The organism is Burkholderia sp. 8Y, assembly GCF_902506145.1.
Taxonomy (GTDB): domain Bacteria; phylum Pseudomonadota; class Gammaproteobacteria; order Burkholderiales; family Burkholderiaceae; genus Caballeronia.
In genome coordinates this window covers 1-16,708 of record NZ_LR733534.1, presented here as the reverse complement: position 1 = coordinate 16,708, position 16,708 = coordinate 1, and the positions used below count along the sequence as shown (strand labels likewise).

At 64.5% G+C, this 16,708-nt stretch carries 16 protein-coding genes; 10 read left to right on the top strand and 6 right to left on the bottom strand.

Features of this window, described 5'->3' with window-relative positions; translation table 11 throughout:
• Positions 1-55 precede the first annotated feature (55 nt).
• The 7 genes from GV035_RS26340 to GV035_RS26310 all read left to right on the top strand — a co-directional run bounded on the left by GV035_RS26340 (position 56) and on the right by GV035_RS26310 (position 7,290).
• The gene (locus GV035_RS26340) at positions 56-394 is read left to right on the top strand and encodes a thioredoxin family protein (RefSeq protein WP_159838613.1); all 339 of its coding nucleotides are present in this window, start codon (positions 56-58) and stop codon (positions 392-394) included.
• A gap of 113 nt (positions 395-507) precedes the next feature.
• Positions 508-1,212, top strand: coding sequence for a FadR/GntR family transcriptional regulator (locus GV035_RS26335; protein ID WP_159838660.1), 705 nt, complete (start codon positions 508-510; stop codon positions 1,210-1,212).
• 22 nt (positions 1,213-1,234) lie between these two features.
• Positions 1,235-2,128, top strand: a complete 894-nt coding sequence (ltnD, locus tag GV035_RS26330) for an L-threonate dehydrogenase (RefSeq protein ID WP_159838611.1) — start codon at positions 1,235-1,237, stop codon at positions 2,126-2,128.
• A 136-nt stretch (positions 2,129-2,264) separates the two neighbouring features.
• On the top strand, positions 2,265-3,053 hold the full coding sequence (gene otnI / locus GV035_RS26325; RefSeq protein ID WP_159838609.1) for a 2-oxo-tetronate isomerase: 789 nt from the start codon (positions 2,265-2,267) through the stop codon (positions 3,051-3,053).
• Positions 3,054-3,072: 19 nt separating this feature from the next.
• Positions 3,073-4,038: a D-erythronate dehydrogenase gene (gene denD, locus GV035_RS26320; RefSeq protein ID WP_159838607.1), complete on the top strand. Its 966-nt coding sequence runs from the start codon at positions 3,073-3,075 to the stop codon at positions 4,036-4,038.
• A gap of 355 nt (positions 4,039-4,393) precedes the next feature.
• Positions 4,394-5,500 (top strand): DedA family protein/thiosulfate sulfurtransferase GlpE, encoded by a 1,107-nt coding sequence (locus GV035_RS26315; protein ID WP_442859606.1) that lies wholly within the window; start codon positions 4,394-4,396, stop codon positions 5,498-5,500.
• Complete coding sequence (locus GV035_RS26310) at positions 5,497-7,290, top strand: FAD-dependent oxidoreductase (protein ID WP_159838603.1); 1,794 nt, start codon at positions 5,497-5,499, stop codon at positions 7,288-7,290. The genes GV035_RS26315 and GV035_RS26310 overlap by 4 nt, the downstream gene beginning before the upstream one ends.
• A 21-nt stretch (positions 7,291-7,311) precedes the next feature.
• Here the strand turns inward: GV035_RS26310 and GV035_RS26305 are convergent, their stop codons facing one another.
• A complete protein-coding gene (locus GV035_RS26305; protein ID WP_159838601.1) occupies positions 7,312-8,712 on the bottom strand; it encodes a heavy metal sensor histidine kinase in 1,401 nt (466 codons plus the stop codon).
• Complete coding sequence (locus GV035_RS26300) at positions 8,709-9,380, bottom strand: heavy metal response regulator transcription factor (RefSeq protein WP_159838658.1); 672 nt, start codon at positions 9,378-9,380, stop codon at positions 8,709-8,711. The genes GV035_RS26305 and GV035_RS26300 overlap by 4 nt, the downstream gene beginning before the upstream one ends.
• A 124-nt stretch (positions 9,381-9,504) precedes the next feature.
• On the opposite strand from GV035_RS26300, the gene GV035_RS26295 reads away from it, so the two are divergent.
• From GV035_RS26295 to GV035_RS26285, 3 genes are read left to right on the top strand one after another with little or no spacing between them, the layout of a single operon-like run.
• Positions 9,505-10,137 carry a cytochrome b/b6 domain-containing protein gene (locus tag GV035_RS26295; protein WP_159838599.1) on the top strand — a complete coding sequence of 211 codons (633 nt, stop codon included), beginning with the start codon at positions 9,505-9,507 and terminating at the stop codon, positions 10,135-10,137.
• A gap of 4 nt (positions 10,138-10,141) precedes the next feature.
• Complete coding sequence (locus GV035_RS26290; protein ID WP_159838597.1) at positions 10,142-10,909, top strand: molybdopterin-dependent oxidoreductase; 768 nt, start codon at positions 10,142-10,144, stop codon at positions 10,907-10,909.
• Positions 10,910-10,957: 48 nt separating this feature from the next.
• A complete protein-coding gene (locus tag GV035_RS26285) occupies positions 10,958-11,569 on the top strand; it encodes a DUF5666 domain-containing protein (protein WP_159838595.1) in 612 nt (203 codons plus the stop codon).
• Between the two features lie 106 nt (positions 11,570-11,675).
• Here GV035_RS26285 and acnA read toward each other — a convergent pair whose 3' ends face one another.
• The 4 genes from acnA to GV035_RS26265 all read right to left on the bottom strand — a co-directional run.
• Positions 11,676-14,381, bottom strand: coding sequence for an aconitate hydratase AcnA (gene acnA / locus GV035_RS26280; protein WP_159838593.1), 2,706 nt, complete (start codon positions 14,379-14,381; stop codon positions 11,676-11,678).
• Positions 14,382-14,450: 69 nt separating this feature from the next.
• Positions 14,451-15,902, bottom strand: a complete 1,452-nt coding sequence (locus GV035_RS26275; protein WP_159838591.1) for a bifunctional 2-methylcitrate dehydratase/aconitate hydratase — start codon at positions 15,900-15,902, stop codon at positions 14,451-14,453.
• A 32-nt stretch (positions 15,903-15,934) separates the two neighbouring features.
• Positions 15,935-16,456 (bottom strand): hypothetical protein, encoded by a 522-nt coding sequence (locus tag GV035_RS26270; RefSeq protein WP_159838589.1) that lies wholly within the window; start codon positions 16,454-16,456, stop codon positions 15,935-15,937.
• 88 nt (positions 16,457-16,544) lie between these two features.
• Positions 16,545-16,708, bottom strand: a 164-nt coding sequence (locus GV035_RS26265) for a citrate/2-methylcitrate synthase (protein ID WP_328699813.1), incomplete at its 5' end; no start/stop codon positions are given.

Here is a 16,708-nt window from a genome sequence, read left to right as displayed (position 1 = left end):
AGCTGGCAGACTTCCTGCTGCTTCTCAAGCCGATGCCAATTCGAGGACACGCGCCATGACCATGACCACCGAATACGCGAAGACCGCGCCCGACCGCAGCGAAATCGACGCGATGACCGCGCCGACCGTCGTCGAGTTCGGCACGGACTGGTGCGGCTTCTGCCGCGCCGCGCAGCCGCTCATCGCGCAGGCGTTTCAGGCGCACCGCAGCGTGCATCACATCAAGATCGAGGATGGCAGCGGCCGGCCGCTCGGCCGATCCTTCCGCGTGAAACTCTGGCCGACGCTCATCTTCATGCTCGAAGGCAAGGAAGTCGCGCGCCTCGTGCGCCCCGGCGATGTCAGCGAGATTCGCGACGCGCTCGCGCTCATCGACGAGCCGCTCGCCGAATGACCACTCGCGCTTCTTAGCGAACTTCTAAGCGCGCTCAGGGTTATCGCCAGCAAGACAGCGCCGCGCCTGACTTGTAGGATGACCCGATGACTTCCCAAGCCACCACGCCGCGCCTGTTCGAGAAGATTCCGCCTCGCGCGTTGTCGGACACGGTCGCGCAGCAATTGCAGAAGCTGATCGAAAGCGGCAGTTTCGCCGCGAGCGGCAAGCTGCCGAGCGAAGCCGTGCTCGCGCAGGAATTCGGCGTGAGCCGCACGGTGATCCGCGAAGCCGTCTCGCGCCTGAAGAACGAAGGCATGGTCGAGCCGCGGCAGGGCAGCGGCGTATTCATCGTCGAGCGCGCGGGCATCCGGCCGCTGCGCATCGATTACGCGCAGGCGGTCGAGCCCGGCGCGGTCGTGCAGATTCTCGCGCTGCGGCGGGCGATCGAAGCCGAAGTCGCATCCGAAGCCGCGATGCATCGCACGGACGCGCATCTGCAGGCGATCGACGCGGCGCTCGGCCGTATCGACGACGCCGTGCGCGAAGGACGCGACGGCGTGGCCGAAGACGTGGCGTTTCATCGCGAGATCGCGACCGCGACCGGGAATCCGTATTTTCTGAAGACGCTCGCTTTTCTCAATCAATATCTCGAGGCCGGCACGGTCGTCACGCGCCGCAACGAAGCCCTGCGCGCAGACTTCTCGCGGCAGGTGCGCGACGAGCACGCCGCGATTGCCGACGCCATCCGCGCGGGCGACGCCACGGCCGCGCGCAACGCCGCGCAGACGCATCTGATCAACGCCGCGCGCCGTCTCGCGGAAGCCGGCATCCGCTAACACTTCACTTCAAGGGAACGCCATGTCGAGAAACGTCGGGGTCATCGGGCTGGGCGCAATGGGATTGGGCGTCGCGCGCTCGCTCTTGCGCGCGGGTTTCGCCGTCCATGCGTGCGACGTGCGCCGCGACGTGCTCGACGCCTTCGCGGCGGAGGGCGGCGTCGCGTGCGCGTCGCCGGCGGAACTGGGCGGCCAGTGCGATGTCGTCGTGACGCTCGTCGTCAACGCGGCGCAGACGGAAGCCGTGCTATTCGGCGAGTCCGGCGCGGTCGACGCGATGAAGCCGGGCAGCGTCGTGCTGGCCTGCGCGACGGTCGCGCCCGCGTTCGCCGTGCAACTGGGCGAGCGCATCGGAGAAAAAGGCGTGCTGATGCTGGATGCGCCCGTTTCCGGCGGCGCGGCGAAAGCCGCATCCGGCGACATGACGATGATGACCTCCGGCCCCGCCGCCGCCTACGCCGCGTGCGAAGACGTGCTCGACGCGATGGCCGGCAAGGTGTATCGGCTCGGCGACGCGCACGGCGCGGGCTCGAAGGTCAAGATCATCAATCAACTGCTCGCGGGCGTGCATATCGCGGCGGCGGCCGAAGCGATGGCGCTCGGCCTGCGCGAAGGCGTCGATCCGGACGCGCTGTATGACGTCATCACGCACAGCGCGGGCAATTCGTGGATGTTCGAAAACCGCGTGCCGCATATTCTGGCGGGCGACTACACGCCGCTTTCCGCCGTCGATATCTTCGTGAAAGACCTGGGCCTCGTGCTCGATACCGCGCGCAGCACGAAGTTTCCGCTGCCGCTGTCGGCGGCCGCGCATCAGATGTTCATGATGGCGTCGACGGCGGGACACGGCGGCGAGGACGATTCCGCCGTCATCAAGATTTTTCCGGGCATCGACGTTCCGAAAGGCGCGAAGTGACGCCGGACGATTGCAACCGCGGCGCCGCTCACGCCGCAGAAGGCCGCGCCATGCGGCTGACGACGAATCGCGCATGACGTACGGCGCGCGCCGCCCGCCGCCGCGCCGCAACCCGAACACGCAAGGAGAACACGCGATGCCCCGCTTCGCCGCGAATCTGACGATGATGTACACCGAACACGCGTTCCTCGACCGCTTCGCCGCCGCCGCGAAAGACGGCTTCAAGGCGGTCGAATTCCTGTTTCCGTACGACTTTTCCGCCGCCGACATTAAGGCGCGCCTGACGGACAACGGTCTCACGCAGGCGCTCTTCAACGCGCCGCCCGGCGACTGGGCGGCAGGTGAACGCGGTATCGCGTCGTTGCCGGGCCGCGAGGACGAGTTCCGGCAAAGTGTCGACAAGGCGCTCGAATACACAGCGGCGCTCGGCAACCGGAAACTGCACGTCATGGCGGGCCTGATCGCGCCGGATCAGCCGCGCGACGAACATCGCGCGGTGTATCTGCGCAATCTGGAACATGCGGCGAAGGCGGCGCAGACGGCGGGCGTCGGCATCGTGATCGAGCCGATCAACACGCGCGATATTCCCGGCTTCTTCCTGAATCGTCAGGACGAGGCGCAAGCCATCTGCGATGAAATCGGCGCGCCGAATCTGCAAGTGCAGTTCGACATTTACCACTGCCAGATCGTCGAAGGCGATATCGCCATCAAGCTCGAGCGCGACATGCAACGCGCGAACGCGGGCATCGGCCATATTCAGATTGCGGGCGTGCCGGACCGCAACGAACCGGATATCGGCGAGCTCAACTATCCGTATCTGTTCGATCTCGTCGATTCGCTCGGCTACGACGGATGGATCGGCTGCGAATACCGGCCGAAAGCGGGCACGTCCGAAGGTCTCGGCTGGCTCAAACCCTATCTGTGACGCCTTCCGGAGCGACGACATGAAAATTCTGATCACGGGCGGCGCGGGCTTTCTCGGCCAGCGGCTCGCCACGCGGTTGCTCGAACGCGGCACGCTCGACGGCGAGCCCGTCACGCAACTGGTGCTGCTCGACGTGGCGCGTCCCACCGATGCGCGTCTCGTTTCCGACCCGCGCGTGCGCGCCGAAACCGGCGATATCGCGGAGCGCGCGGTGCTGGAACGCTGCATCGACGGCGAGACACGCGCGATCTTTCACTTGGCCGCGATCGTCTCCGGTCAGGCCGAAGCGGAGTTCGATCTCGGCATGCGGATCAATCTCGACGCGTCGCGCACGCTGCTCGAAGTCTGCCGCGCGTCGGGGCACGCGCCGCGCGTCGTGTTCACGAGTTCGGTCGCGGTCTACGGCGGCGCGCTGCCGGATGTCGTGCAGGACGACACCGCGCTCAATCCGCAATCGTCGTATGGAACGCAGAAGGCCATCGCGGAACTGCTGCTTTGCGATTACGCGCGGCGCGGTTTCGTCGATGGCCGCGTGCTGCGGCTGCCGACCATCAGCGTGCGGCCGGGCAAGCCGAACGCGGCGGCGTCGTCGTTCGCGAGCGGCATCATTCGGGAACCGCTGAACGGCGAACGTTCGGTGTGTCCGGTGGACGGAGAGACGCGCCTGTGGCTGCTTTCGCCGAAAAGCGCGGTCGATGCGCTGATCGCGGGCTGCGAGATCGACCGCGCGGCGCTGGGCACGCGGCCCATCGTCAACCTGCCGGGACTTTCGGTGAGCGTGAACGAGATGGTCGCGGCGCTGCGCGAAGTGGCCGGCGACGATGCCGTGACGCGCATCGACTGGCAGCGCGACGAGCGCATCGAGAAGATCGTCGGAAGCTGGCCGGGCGCGTGGGATACGTCGCGCGCCCAGCAATTGGGACTGACGGGCGACCGGTCGTTTGTGGACGTGGTTCGCGCTTATACGGAGGATGCGCGGGGGTAGGGCGACGGATTCGCGCCGACGGTCTGCGCGTTTCGAGCGAAGACCGAAGCGCGCGGCGTGCGCGCAAGCAGGAACGCGGCTTCTCGGCGGTTGAGCGACGCGCGTCGTCGTGCGCCGCGTTCAATCGCCGACCGGAGCCCGCGAATCAACCGCCCGACCCACCGGCACCTGTCACGGTTACATCTGCATTTCCGCGCTACACTCCTCTCTTCAGTGTGACGAAGGCCGCAGTGGATCACGGGGGTCCGCACGCCCGTTTCTCCCTCGCTCGCGGCCGGATTGCCGCCTTCGCCGCGCTCGCGGCAAGCGCCTCGGTCACGTCAGAACGCCATCGCGCACGCGGGAGAATCCCATGTTGCTCCATCAGCTAGTCGATCGTTTCGGCCCGGCGATCGTTTTCATCAACGTCATGGGCTCCGCGCTGGGGCTGCCCGTGCCCGCCATGCCGACGATGATCATCGTCGGCGCATCCACCGCGCTCATGGCCGTGAACGGCGCGGCGTTCTGGCCGCCGCTCATCGGCGTGCTGGCCGTCGCGGTCGCGGGCGGCGTGCTCGGCGATCTCGTCTGGTTCCAGGGCGGCCGCAGATACGGCGACCGCACGCTCAAGACCATCTGCAAGCTGTCCCTTTCGCGCGATACCTGCGTGAAGAAGACCGAACGCTTCTTTGGGCGCTGGGGCGTGCGGATTCTGCTCGTCGCGAAGTTCATTCCCGGTCTGTCGCTCGTCTCCGTGCCGCTCGCGGGCGCAATGGGCGTGCGGCTGCGCAGCTTCATCCTGCACGACGGCGCGGGCGTCGCGCTGTGGAGCGCGGTCGGCCTCTCGGTCGGCGTGGTGTTTGCGGCCGAGCTGGAAATGGTCTTCGCGATGATCTCGCGGCTCGGACGCCAGGCGGTCATCGTCGTCGCGGTGCTGCTCGCCGTTTATGTGACGTATCGCTGGTGGCGTCGGCGCGCGCTCATGGCGACGCTCGAGAAGGCGCGCATCACGGTGGACGATCTTTACGCGCTGATGCACGGCGATCCGCTGCCCGTCATCTTCGACATCCGCTCGGCTGAGAAGCGCATGCTGGACCCGTACGTGATTCCGGGCGCGCTGTTCGCGGACGAGCGCGAATTGCAGAAGATCATCGAGGGCTACGACAAGGACCGCAAGCTCGTCATCTACTGCTCGTGCCCGAACGAAGTGTCCGCCGCGTGGATGGCGAAGACGCTGCGCAACGCGGGCTTTCGCGATGTCCTTCCGCTCACGGGCGGCCTCGACGCGTGGCGGCTCGCCGGCTTCGAAGTGGCAAAGCTGACGGAGTTCGGCGAACTCGTCGCGGCCACGCCGGAGGAAGCGGAGCAAATGGCGAACATGTGCTCGCTGCCGATGGTGCGGGACGCGGCGTCCGCCAATACAGCGTCGGCAGCGTCGGCGCCCCTGCATGAACCCGGCCTACCCCACGGAGATCACGCATGAGCACCACCCCGAACAGCGAGCGCGCCGCGCCGATGCCGAACGTGATCGCGTGGAGCCCGGGCATGCCGCCGCCGGACGATTCGGACACGGCAGCGCAGGGCGCGAGCGCGCCCGAAGCCGAGAGCGCGCCGTTTTCGCCGCTGCAAACGCGCGCGCACCAGATGTTCCCGCGTCTCACCGACGACGAAATCCGGCGCATGGCCCGCTTCGGCACGGCGGCGCGCTGGCGCGCGGGCGAGTGGATGTTCCGCACGGGCGAGGTCGGGCGCGGCATGGTGATCGTGCTCAAGGGACTCGTGAGCGTCACGCGCCGCGATGCGCTCGGCAAGACCCATATCGTCGTGCAACACGGCGCGGGGCATTTTCTCGCGGAAGTCGCGCAGCTTTCCGGCAAGCCGTGTCTCGTCGACGGCATGGCGGCGGAAGACGTCGAAGGCATCGTGATCGGGCCCGAACGGCTGCGGGCGTTGCTCGTCGCCGAAGCGGAACTCGGCGAGCGCATCATGCGCGCGCTGATCCTGCGGCGCGTCGGGTTGATCGAGAAGGGCAGCGGGCCGGTGCTGCTCGGCCAGTCGGACGATGGCCGGCTGATCTCGCTGCAAGGCTTCTTCCGGCGCAACGGCTACCCGCACACGGTCATCGACGCGACCACGGACCCGGACGCCATCGCGCTGCTGGAACGCATCTCGGCGTCGACGGCGGACTTTCCCCTCGTCATTTGCCCGGACGGCACCGTGCTGCGCGCGCCTGACGAGAATCAGGTCGCGACGCAGCTGGGCTGGCTGCCGGAGTTCGATTCGAATCACGTCTACGATGTCGCGATTGTCGGCGCGGGGCCGGCCGGTCTCGCGACGGCGGTCTATGCGGCGTCCGAAGGGCTGTCGGTGGCCGTGTTCGACTGCCGCGCGCCGGGCGGGCAGGCGGGCGCAAGTTCGCGCATCGAAAATTATCTCGGCTTTCCGACCGGCATTTCGGGTCAGGCGCTCGCGGGGCGGGCGTTCGTGCAGGCGCAGAAGTTCGGCGCGCATATCGCGATTCCGACGCGCATCAAGGCGCTGCATTGCGGCGAGTCGCCCATCGAGATCGAACTGGAGAACGGCACGCGCGTCGCCACGCAGACGGTCGTGGTCGCGTCGGGCGCGGCGTACCGGCGGCCGGCCATCGAAGGGCTCGAACGTTACGAGGGCCGCGGCACCTACTACTGGGCGTCGCCGGTCGAAGCGAAACTTTGCAAGAACGCGGACGTCGTGCTCGTCGGCGGCGGCAATTCGGCGGGACAGGCGGCGGTGTATCTGGCCTCGCACGCGAAGCACGTCGATGTGCTAATTCGCGGCGCCAGTCTTTCGGCGAGCATGTCGCACTATCTGGTCGAGCGCATCGGCTCGTTGCCGAACGTGACGGTACACACGCACACGCAGATCGTCTCGCTCGAAGGCGATGACCGGGTGCTGACGGCGGTCAACTGCAAGACGCCGGACGGCCCGAAGCGGCTCGAATCGCGGCATCTGTTCCTGTTCACCGGCGCCGATCCGAACACGGACTGGTTGCGCGATTGCAGCGTGAACACCGATGCCAAAGGCTTCGTGCTGACCGGCCCCGAGGCGCACGACGGACGCACGCAAGGCGTGATGGGGCTGGAGACGAGCGTGCCGGGCGTGTTCGCCATCGGCGATGTGCGCTCCAGTTCGACCAAGCGCGTGGCGGCGGCCGTGGGCGAGGGCGCGGCGGTCGTCTCGCAGATTCACGCGTTGCTGGCGCAGCGCGAGGTGGCGAGCGTCGCGGGAACGTGACCGCTTTCGCCTTGCGCGGCCTCAGGCTTCGGCGGGAAAACGCAGCGTGAACTCGATCCACCCGTCCGCCGAGCATTCCGCCGATGCGCTTCCGCCGTGCATCCGCATGATCGCCTGCACGATGGCGAGGCCGAGCCCGCTCGATTCCGTCCATTCGCTGCGGGCCGCGTCGCCGCGATAGAAGCGGTCGAAGAGGCGCGCGATTTCTTCGCGCGGAATGGGCGTGCCTCGATTGCCGACGACGATGCACGCGCCCTCGGCATCGGCGTGGGCCGTCAGACGCACGACGGTATCCGGCGCCGCATACCGCACCGCGTTCACGACGACATTGCCGATTGCGCGGCGGCACATGATCGCGTTGGCGCGCATGTCGCCGTGCGCGTCGATTTCGAACGTGATGCGGCGTTCGTCCGCGATGCCTTCGAAATACGCCGCGATGCTCTGCAATTCCTCGCGTAGGTCGAGCCGCTCGCGCTCGATCGCCTTTTCGCCGTGATCCGCCTGCGCGAGAAACAGGATGTTCTGCGCGATGCGCGCGAGCCGCTCCAGCTCCTCCAGATTCGATTCGAGCACGCTGCGATATTCTGGCGCGCTGCGCGTGTGCGCGAGCGTGACCTGCGTCTCGCCGATCAGCACGCCGATCGGCGTGCGCAGTTCGTGCGCGAGGTCCGCCGAAAATTGCAGCAGACGTTCGTAGCCGTTTTCGAGGCGGTCGAGCATGGCGTTGAAGGACGCGGCGAGGCCCTGCAATTCAGTCGGCGCGTGTGCCACGTCCAGACGCGCGGACATGCGGTTCGGCGTGATTTCGGCGGCTTTATCTGCCATGAGCTTGAGCGGGCGCAAGCCGCGGCCCGTGACCCAGTACGCAAGCAGCATCGCGATGAGCGCCGCGCCGATCATGTTGACCCACACGCGGACGCGATACGTGGACAGCACGCGCGCTTCCTGCGTCATCACGTGCGCCGCGATGATTTCGACCATTTCGCCGCTGTCGCCGATGCGCGCCTGCGCCCCGACCCAGCGCATGCGCACGCCGTCGGCGCGCGTGCCTTCGTAGAGATCGTCGAGACCGATGGCGCGGCTCACCGGCACGATATGCAGCGGCGGCAACGGCATATGCTCGGGATTGACGTTGATGAAAGCCGCCGATCCCGCGCGCCGGAAAAGAATGACGTCCTGCCGGTCGCCGAGCATGGTTTCGAAGAGCCGGGGCCGCGCTTCGATTTCGTTGATCGTGTAGAGATCGTGCAGCAGCGAGCGAAAGTGCTCCACGCGCCCGATCAGCTGATAATCGGCGCGCGTGGAGAGCGCCGAGTTTGTCGCGTGATAGAGCGCCACGCCGACCATGCCGACCACGACCCAGACGATGACCGCGAACGACAGCGCGATCCGTAGCGCAAGTGAACGGGGGCGCCGGCTCAAGCGTCTTCTCCGAACGAATAGCCGATGCTGCGCACCGTGTGAATGAGCTTCGGCTCGAACGGATTGTCGATCTTCGCACGCAGGCGTTTGACGGCGACATCGACCACGTTGGTATCGCTGTCGAAGTTCATGTCCCAGACTTCTGACGCAATGAGCGTGCGAGACAGCGCCTCGCCCGGATGCTTGCAAAAGAGATGCAGCAGTGCGAATTCCTTGTTCGTCAACACGATGTCGATGCCCTTGCGCGTGACTTTGCGGCGCAAGACATCCACATGCAAATCGGCGATCTGAAACGTATCCGATTCGCGCATCACGCCGCGACGCAACAGCGTGCGAATGCGCAAGACAAGCTCCGTGAAGGAGAACGGCTTGACGAGGTAATCGTCCGCGCCGAGTTCCAGTCCGTGAATGCGGTCGGTGACGTGATCGCGCGCCGTGAGAAAAATGACAGGCAAGTCACGCTTCGCGCGTAGCGCCGCCATGACTTGCCATCCGTCGATGCCGGGCAGCATGACGTCCAGCACGATCAACTCATACGGGTTCGCGAGCGCCTGATGCAGGCCGTCCGTGCCGTTGCGCACGAGATCGACCTGATAACCGGACTCGATGAGCCCTTTTTTCAGGTAATCGCCGGTCTTGCGGTCGTCTTCGATCACGAGGATGGTCATGCGCGCGAGCTTCGTTATCATGTTGACATGATTCTATCGAGCGTCCGCGCTTGTCCCGCGTAAATGACAAAAACGTCATGGAGAGGTCATCGATCGATCAGCGCGCGACCGTTAGCATGCGTCCATGCTCGATCATCAACTCGCGAGGCAATACGTGCAAGAACGGACACTTCACACGGTCCAGCCGCTGTGGCTGCGCATCACGCATTGGGTGAATGCGCTTGCCATCGTCGTGATGGTAACGAGCGGCTGGCAGATTTATAACGCGTCGCCCATCTTCAAGGCGCTCACGTTCTCTCCCGCCGTCACGCTCGGCGGCTGGCTCGGCGGCGCGCTCCAGTGGCATTTCGCGGCGATGTGGCTGCTCGTCGCGAACTTCATCGTCTATCTCGCGATGAACGTGGCGACCGGCCGCCTGCGCCGGCGCATGCTTCCGTTGAGCATCAGGAGCGTGTTCGGCGATGCGTTCGCCGCGCTGCGCGGCAAGCTCGGCCACGACGATCTCACGCATTACAACGCGGTGCAAAAGCTCGCGTATCTGGCGGTGATCGTGGATATCTTCGTCATTATTCTGTCGGGGCTGGTCGTGTGGAAGTCCGTGCAGTTTCCGTGGCTGCGTGCGCTGATGGGCGGCTATGACAACGCCCGCGTCGTGCACTTTTTCGGCATGAGCTTTCTCGTCGCGTTCGTCGTGCTGCATGTGGCGATGGTCGCGCTCGTGCCGCGCTCGCTCGTACTGATGATCAGAGGACGTTGACGCCATGCGGATCAGCAGGAACACACTCGACGCCGAGTCCATCATCAAGGACGCAGCGAAGGAACTCAAAGCGCCCGCGCGGCGTTTGTTCGGCAAGCGCATTCTTTCGCTCGGCAGCCTCGTGATGCTGTCGGGCTGCAATATCACCGACGACACATCCGTCAGCGCGATGCTGCGCAAAATTTCGTCGCTGAACGACGACGCGCAGGCGCTGCTCTTCGATCCGAACAAGCTCGCGCCGACGTATCCCGAATCGATGATCACGCGGCCGTTTCCGTTCAACGCGTTCTATGACATCGACGAAGTGCCGGAAGTCGATCCGTCCGCGTACAAGCTGGCAGTCGGCGGTCTCGTGCAGGGCAAGCGCGTGTGGACGCTCGACGAACTCCACGCAATGCCGCAGGAAAGCCAGATCACGCGGCATATCTGCATAGAAGGATGGAGCGCGATCGGCAAATGGGGCGGCGTGCGCTTCGCGCACTTTCTGGCGCGCGCCGGCGCGGATACGAGCGCGAAGTATGTCGCGTTCCACTGCGCGGATAACTACTCGACGAGCATCGACATGCCGACCGCGCTGCACGCGCAAACGCTGCTCACGCTGACTTATGACGGCCAGATCCTGCCGCCGAAATACGGCTTCCCGATGAAGCTGCGCATGCCGACCAAGCTCGGCTACAAGAACCCGAAGCATATCGTGGCGATCACCGTCACCAACGAATATCCGGGCGGCTATTGGGAGAACCAGGGCTACAACTGGTTCGGCGGTTCGTGACGAGGTGACTTCAACGTTCGCTAGTTTGTTCAACCAGAAGGAGATTGCATGTGGATTCGCATGAAACTCGGCGTCAGCATCGCGGCGCTCGCATTCACGGCTGCCGCGTTCGCGCAAACGCCCGCCGCCAAGCCCACGCGTATTCGCGGCGATATCGTCGCGATTTCGGGCGACACGCTCACGGTGCATCGTCGTAGCGGCGATACGGTCAAGGTCACTGTGAAGGCCGACACGCCCGTGACGGCGCTCAGGAACATCGCACTGCAGGACATCAAGCCGGGCGAATTCGTCGGCACGGCTGCGACGACGGGCACCGATGGCAAGCTCACGGCGACCGAAGTGCTGGTGTTCCCGGAAGCGGCGCGCGGCACGGGCGAAGGTCATTATGCGTGGGACCTCGGGCCGCAAAGCTCGATGACGAACGCGAATGTCGATCAGGTCGTTCAGGGCACGAGCGGACGCGATCTGAAGCTGTCGTACAAGGGCGGGTCGAGCTCGATCACGGTGCCGGAGAACGTGCCGGTGGTGACGTTCGCGCCCGCCACGCATGATGATCTGAAGCCGGGGAAGAAGATTTTCGTGCTGGCGAGCCCGGATGGTGGGGATTTTGCCGCGCAGCGGATCGTGGTGGAGAAGGGCGGGGTTGTGCCGCCGATGTGAGGGGGCGGTGGCGCACGGATGCCACGCACGCAAAAAAAACCCGGCCAAGGCCGGGTCCAATGTTCCCGCGCCCTTTCGGGCGCGGTCACCTGCAAAACACTCAAGCTTAAGCCGCGAGCAGCGAGCGCAGCACGAACGGCAGAATCCCGCCGTGCTTGTAGTAGTCCACTTCAATCGGCGTATCGATACGCAGCAGCACCTGCACGCGATCGTCCTTGCCATCCTTGCGGTGAATCACCAGCGTGACTTCCTGCTGCGGCTTGAAGTCGTCGCCCAGGCCTTCGATGTCATACGTCTCGTCGCCCGTGATGTTGAGCGACTGCACGCTATCCGAGCCCTTGAACTGCAGCGGCAGCACGCCCATGCCGACCAGGTTCGAGCGATGGATACGCTCGAAGCTGCGCGCGACCACGGCCTTCACGCCGAGCAGTTGCGTGCCCTTCGCCGCCCAGTCGCGCGACGAACCCGTGCCGTACTCTTCGCCCGCGAAGACGATCGTCGGCGTGCCTTGGTCGATGTACTTCATCGCGGCGTCGTAAATCGACAGTTGTTCGCCGCTCGGCTGATGGATCGTCAGGCCGCCTTCCACGCGCGTGCCGTCCGCTTTCGCCGGAATCATCAGGTTCTTGATCCGCACGTTCGCGAAGGTGCCGCGCATCATCACGTCGTGGTTGCCGCGGCGCGAGCCGTAGCTGTTGAAGTCGGCCTTCTGCACGCCGTTCGCCTTCAGCCACACGCCCGCCGGCGACGTTTCCTTGATCGAACCCGCCGGGCTGATGTGGTCCGTCGTCACCGAATCGCCGAAGATGCCGAGCGCGCGCGCGTTCGTCACGGCGGGGATCGAATCGGCCGGCTTCATCGAGAAGTCGTCGCCGAAGAACGGCGGCTCTGCGATGTACGTCGACTTCGGCCAGTCATAGACCTGACCGGTTTCGCCCGCGATCTTGCTCCACAGGTCGCCTTCCTTCGTGAGCTGCGAGTAGTTCTCGCGGAACGCTTCGGCGTCGAGCGCGAACTTGAGCAGCGCGTGCACTTCCTCGCTCGTCGGCCAGATGTCGCCCAGGAACACGTCGCGGCCATCCTTGCCTTGGCCGACAGGCTCGGTCATCAGATCGCGCGTGATGTTGCCGGCGATCGCGTACGCCACGACCAGCGGCGGCGATGCCAGGAAGTTGGCTCGGATGTTCGGGTGAATGCGCGCCTCGAAGTTGCGGTTGCCCGACAGCACGGCGGCCGCGACGATATCGTTCTTCACGATGGCGTCGTTCAGTTCCGGCGTCAGGTCGCCTGCATTGCCGATACACGTCGTGCAGCCGTAAGCGGCGAGCGTGAAGCCGAGCTGGTCGAGATACGTCAGCAGGTTCGTCTTCGTCAGATACTCGGTGACGATGCGCGATCCCGGCGCGAGCGACGTCTTGATGTGCGGCGCCACCGTCAGGCCGGCTTCGACGGCCTTCTTCGCGAGCAGGCCGGCCGCGAGCAGCACGCTCGGGTTCGACGTGTTCGTGCATGAGGTGATGGCCGCGATCAGCACGTCGCCATTCTTCACGTCGATGCCGTCCGCCGTCTTGTACGTCGCTTGCAGGTCGTCCGGCTTCTTCGCGAAGCCGTTTTCGCCGACCGGCTTCGAGAACAGGTCGGTGAACGTGCTCTTCACGTTGCCGATCTCGATGCGGTCTTGCGGACGCTTCGGACCCGCGAGCGACGGCGCGACAGTCGAGAGATCGAGCGTCAGCGTCTTGGTGTAGTCGATGTCGCCGGCCTTCGGCACGCCCCAGAGGTTCTGCGCCTTGAAGTAGTTCTCGAACGCCGAAATTTCTTCGTCGGTGCGGCCCGTGCCCTGGAAGTAGTCGATGGTCTTTTCGTCGACCGGGAAAAAGCCCATGGTCGCGCCGTATTCCGGCGCCATGTTGCCGATGGTCGCGCGGTCTGGCACTGCGATCGACGCCGTGCCTTCGCCGAAGAATTCGACGAACTTGCCGACGACTTTCTCCTTGCGCAGCATTTCGGTGATGGTCAGCACGAGGTCGGTGGCCGTGCAGCCTTCGCGCAGCTTGCCCTTCAGCTCGACGCCGACCACGTCCGGCGTCAGGAAGTACACCGGCTGGCCGAGCATGCCCGCTTCCGCTTCGATGCCGCCCACGCCCCAGCCCACGACGCCGATGCCGTTGATCATCGTCGTGTGGCTGTCCGTGCCGACGAGCGTGTCCGGATAATAGACGCCGTCTTTCTTGTGGACGCCGCGCGCGAGGTATTCCAGGTTCACCTGGTGCACGATGCCGACGCCCGGCGGCACGACCTTGAACGTGTCGAACGCCTGCATGCCCCACTTCATGAACTGGTAGCGTTCGTTGTTGCGCTGGAATTCCAGCTTCATGTTCAGGTCGAGCGCGTTCGGCTCGCGGAAATGGTCGATCTGCACCGAGTGATCGACGACCAGATCCACCGGCACGAGCGGCTCGATCGCCTTCGGATCCTTGCCCGTGCGCTTCGCCACGCCGCGCATGGCGGCGATGTCGGCGAGCAGCGGCACGCCGGTGAAGTCCTGCAGCACGACGCGCGCAACGACGAACGGGATTTCATCGACGCGCGGGGCGTTCGGCTTCCAGTTCGCGAGCTGCTTGATGTGCTCTTCGCTGATCTTCTTCTCGTCGTAATTGCGCAGCACGGATTCGAGCACGAGACGAATCGAAACCGGCAGGCGCTGAATGTCGACATTCAGTGCTTTTCCGAGTTGCGGCAGCGAGTAGTACTTGCCTTTGCCGGAGCCGCTGTCGAATTCCTTGAGCGTATTGTGGAGATTGTGGGCCATGGTTATTTTCCTAGGGCTAAACGAGGAAATAGCTTCGATGCAACGTTTCTGTATGACCGAGTCGATCGACTAAATCACGTACAGATCGACGTATTCATTGACCGGCATTGCTTCCAGCTTTGCCTGATCCAGCGATACCGCGAGGATCGCCTGTTGTTGCCTGGTGGGAAAGCGCCGCGCGAGATTCGTCCTGAACTTCTCGATGAGCAGCGGAATGCCGTCCGCGCGGCGGCGCTTGTGACCGATCGGATAATCGACCGCGATTTCGTCCAGCTTCGTGCCGTCGTTGAATTCGACGGTCAGCGCGTTCGCGATCGACCGCTTGTCCGGGTCGAAATAGTCCTTCGTGAATTGCGGGTCTTCCACGCATTCCATCTTCGCGCGCAATGTGTCGATGCGTGGGTCTTTCGCCACGACATCTTCATAATCGGCGGCGGTCAGGCGCCCGAAAATCAGCGGCACGGCGATCATGTACTGAATGCAGTGATCGCGGTCAGCGGGATTATCGAGCGGGCCTTTCTTGTCGATGATGCGAATCGCCGCTTCGTGCGTGCGAATGGTGATCTTTCTAATGTCTTCGACGCCCTTGCCGGCTTCCTTTAGCTTGCCGTGCAGCGTCATGGCCGCTTCCACCGCTGTTTGCGAATGGAATTCGGCAGGGAACGAAATCTTGAAGAGCACGTTCTCCATCACGTACGAGCCATAGGGGCGCTGGAACTTGAACTCGTTGCCCTTGAAGAGGACATCGTAGAAGCCCCATGTCTTGGCGGTCAGAACGGATGGATAGCCCATTTCGCCGGTTTTCGCGATCAACGCGAGACGCACGGCACCCGAGGTCGCGTCGCCTGCGGCCCACGACTTGCGCGAGCCCGTGTTCGGCGCATGGCGATACGTGCGCAGCGAGTGGCCGTCGACGAATGCGAGCGACACCGCGTTGATCAGCTCTTCGCGCGACAGCCCGATCATTTGCCCGACCACGGCGGTCGATGCAACCTTGACGAGCAGCACGTGATCGAGCCCGACCTCGTTGAACGAGTTTTCGAGCGCGATGCAGCCCTGAATTTCGTGCGCCTTGACCATGGCGATCAGGACGTCTTTCATCGTAAGCGGCTTCTTGCCGCTCGCGACGGCGTTGCGCGAAAGCCAGTCGGCCGTGGCGAGAATCCCGCCGAGGTTGTCCGACGGATGGCCCCATTCAGCCGCGAGCCACGTGTCGTTGAAGTCGAGCCAGCGGATCATCGCGCCGATGTTGAACGCGGCCTGAACCGGGTCGAGCTGGAATTGGGTGCCCGGCACCTTCGCGCCGTTGGGGACGATCGTGCCGGGCACGATCGGTCCCATCAGCTTGGTGCAGGCGGGGTAGGAGAGGGCTTCGAGTCCGCAACCGAGCGTGTCGATCAGGCAATTGCGCGCGGTTTCCAGCGCAAGCGTGCTGTCGACGTCGTAATGAAGAACATAGTCGACTATGTCGACGAGTACCTTGTCCGGTTCGGGCCGGACATTGGAGATCGGTGCGGACATCGAGGATTCCTGTATTGAAATACTGATGTAGCTTATTCCGCCGGCTTGAGCAACAGCGGGTTTTGCTTCAACGCTTCCGCCTGCGTGGGCGCGGTCGCGCCTGCCGCCATCTCGGCCGTCATGCACTCGTCGGCGAGACGCGACGAGTCCTTGTCCGAGAACAGCATGGCCTTCGTCGGGATGACGACGAGATCCATGCCGGTAGCGGCGTCGTGGAAGCGGTCGGCGCCGGTCGTCGTGTCCTGACGCGGCAGCTTGTAGTCCTTCTTCGCCCAGTTCACCGTGACGATCGAGTCACGTTTCATGTCGCCTTTCAGGTAGAAAGCCGTGCCGTCCTTGCACGACCACTTCACGGAGCCATCGGGAATCGGGTCCGTCTTCGCTGCCGCAGCCGCTTCGGCCTTGGGCTTGCGCTTGATCAGGCGGCGCGCCGGAGCGGGGCGTTTGGCCTTGGCCGCGCTCGATTCGGTTGTCGCGGCGAAGGCGTCGGCGCTCACGAACACGCTCGTGGTGGCGAGCGTGCCGACGATTGCAGCGATCAGAAGTTTATTCATCGGTAAAACCTTTCAAAAACATTTGGGTTGAATGGCGGTTGCTGCGCGGATGGGAATCTCACCTCGCGAATTCCGATCGCGCAGCCCGCTATTTTCGCCTATTTATCGGCACGAACTTCAAATTCTCCGGCCCCGTGTAATTCGCGCTCGGCCGGATGATCTTGTTGTCGATGCGCTGCTCGATGATGTGCGCGCTCCATCCGGAGGTGCGCGAGATCACGAACAGCGGCGTGAACATGGCGGTCGGCACGC

Coding starts and splice junctions, on each gene's coding strand:
- denD (WP_159838607.1), top strand. CDS start 3,073: ATGAAAATTCTGATCACGGGCGGCGCGGGCTTTCTCGGCCAGCGGCTC.
- GV035_RS26310 (WP_159838603.1), top strand. CDS start 5,497: ATGAGCACCACCCCGAACAGCGAGCGCGCCGCGCCGATGCCGAACGTG.
- GV035_RS26270 (WP_159838589.1), bottom strand. CDS start 16,456: ATGAATAAACTTCTGATCGCTGCAATCGTCGGCACGCTCGCCACCACG.
- GV035_RS26295 (WP_159838599.1), top strand. CDS start 9,505: ATGCTCGATCATCAACTCGCGAGGCAATACGTGCAAGAACGGACACTT.
- GV035_RS26300 (WP_159838658.1), bottom strand. CDS start 9,380: ATGACCATCCTCGTGATCGAAGACGACCGCAAGACCGGCGATTACCTG.
- GV035_RS26290 (WP_159838597.1), top strand. CDS start 10,142: ATGCGGATCAGCAGGAACACACTCGACGCCGAGTCCATCATCAAGGAC.
- GV035_RS26275 (WP_159838591.1), bottom strand. CDS start 15,902: ATGTCCGCACCGATCTCCAATGTCCGGCCCGAACCGGACAAGGTACTC.
- GV035_RS26285 (WP_159838595.1), top strand. CDS start 10,958: ATGTGGATTCGCATGAAACTCGGCGTCAGCATCGCGGCGCTCGCATTC.
- ltnD (WP_159838611.1), top strand. CDS start 1,235: ATGTCGAGAAACGTCGGGGTCATCGGGCTGGGCGCAATGGGATTGGGC.
- otnI (WP_159838609.1), top strand. CDS start 2,265: ATGCCCCGCTTCGCCGCGAATCTGACGATGATGTACACCGAACACGCG.
- GV035_RS26340 (WP_159838613.1), top strand. CDS start 56: ATGACCATGACCACCGAATACGCGAAGACCGCGCCCGACCGCAGCGAA.
- acnA (WP_159838593.1), bottom strand. CDS start 14,381: ATGGCCCACAATCTCCACAATACGCTCAAGGAATTCGACAGCGGCTCC.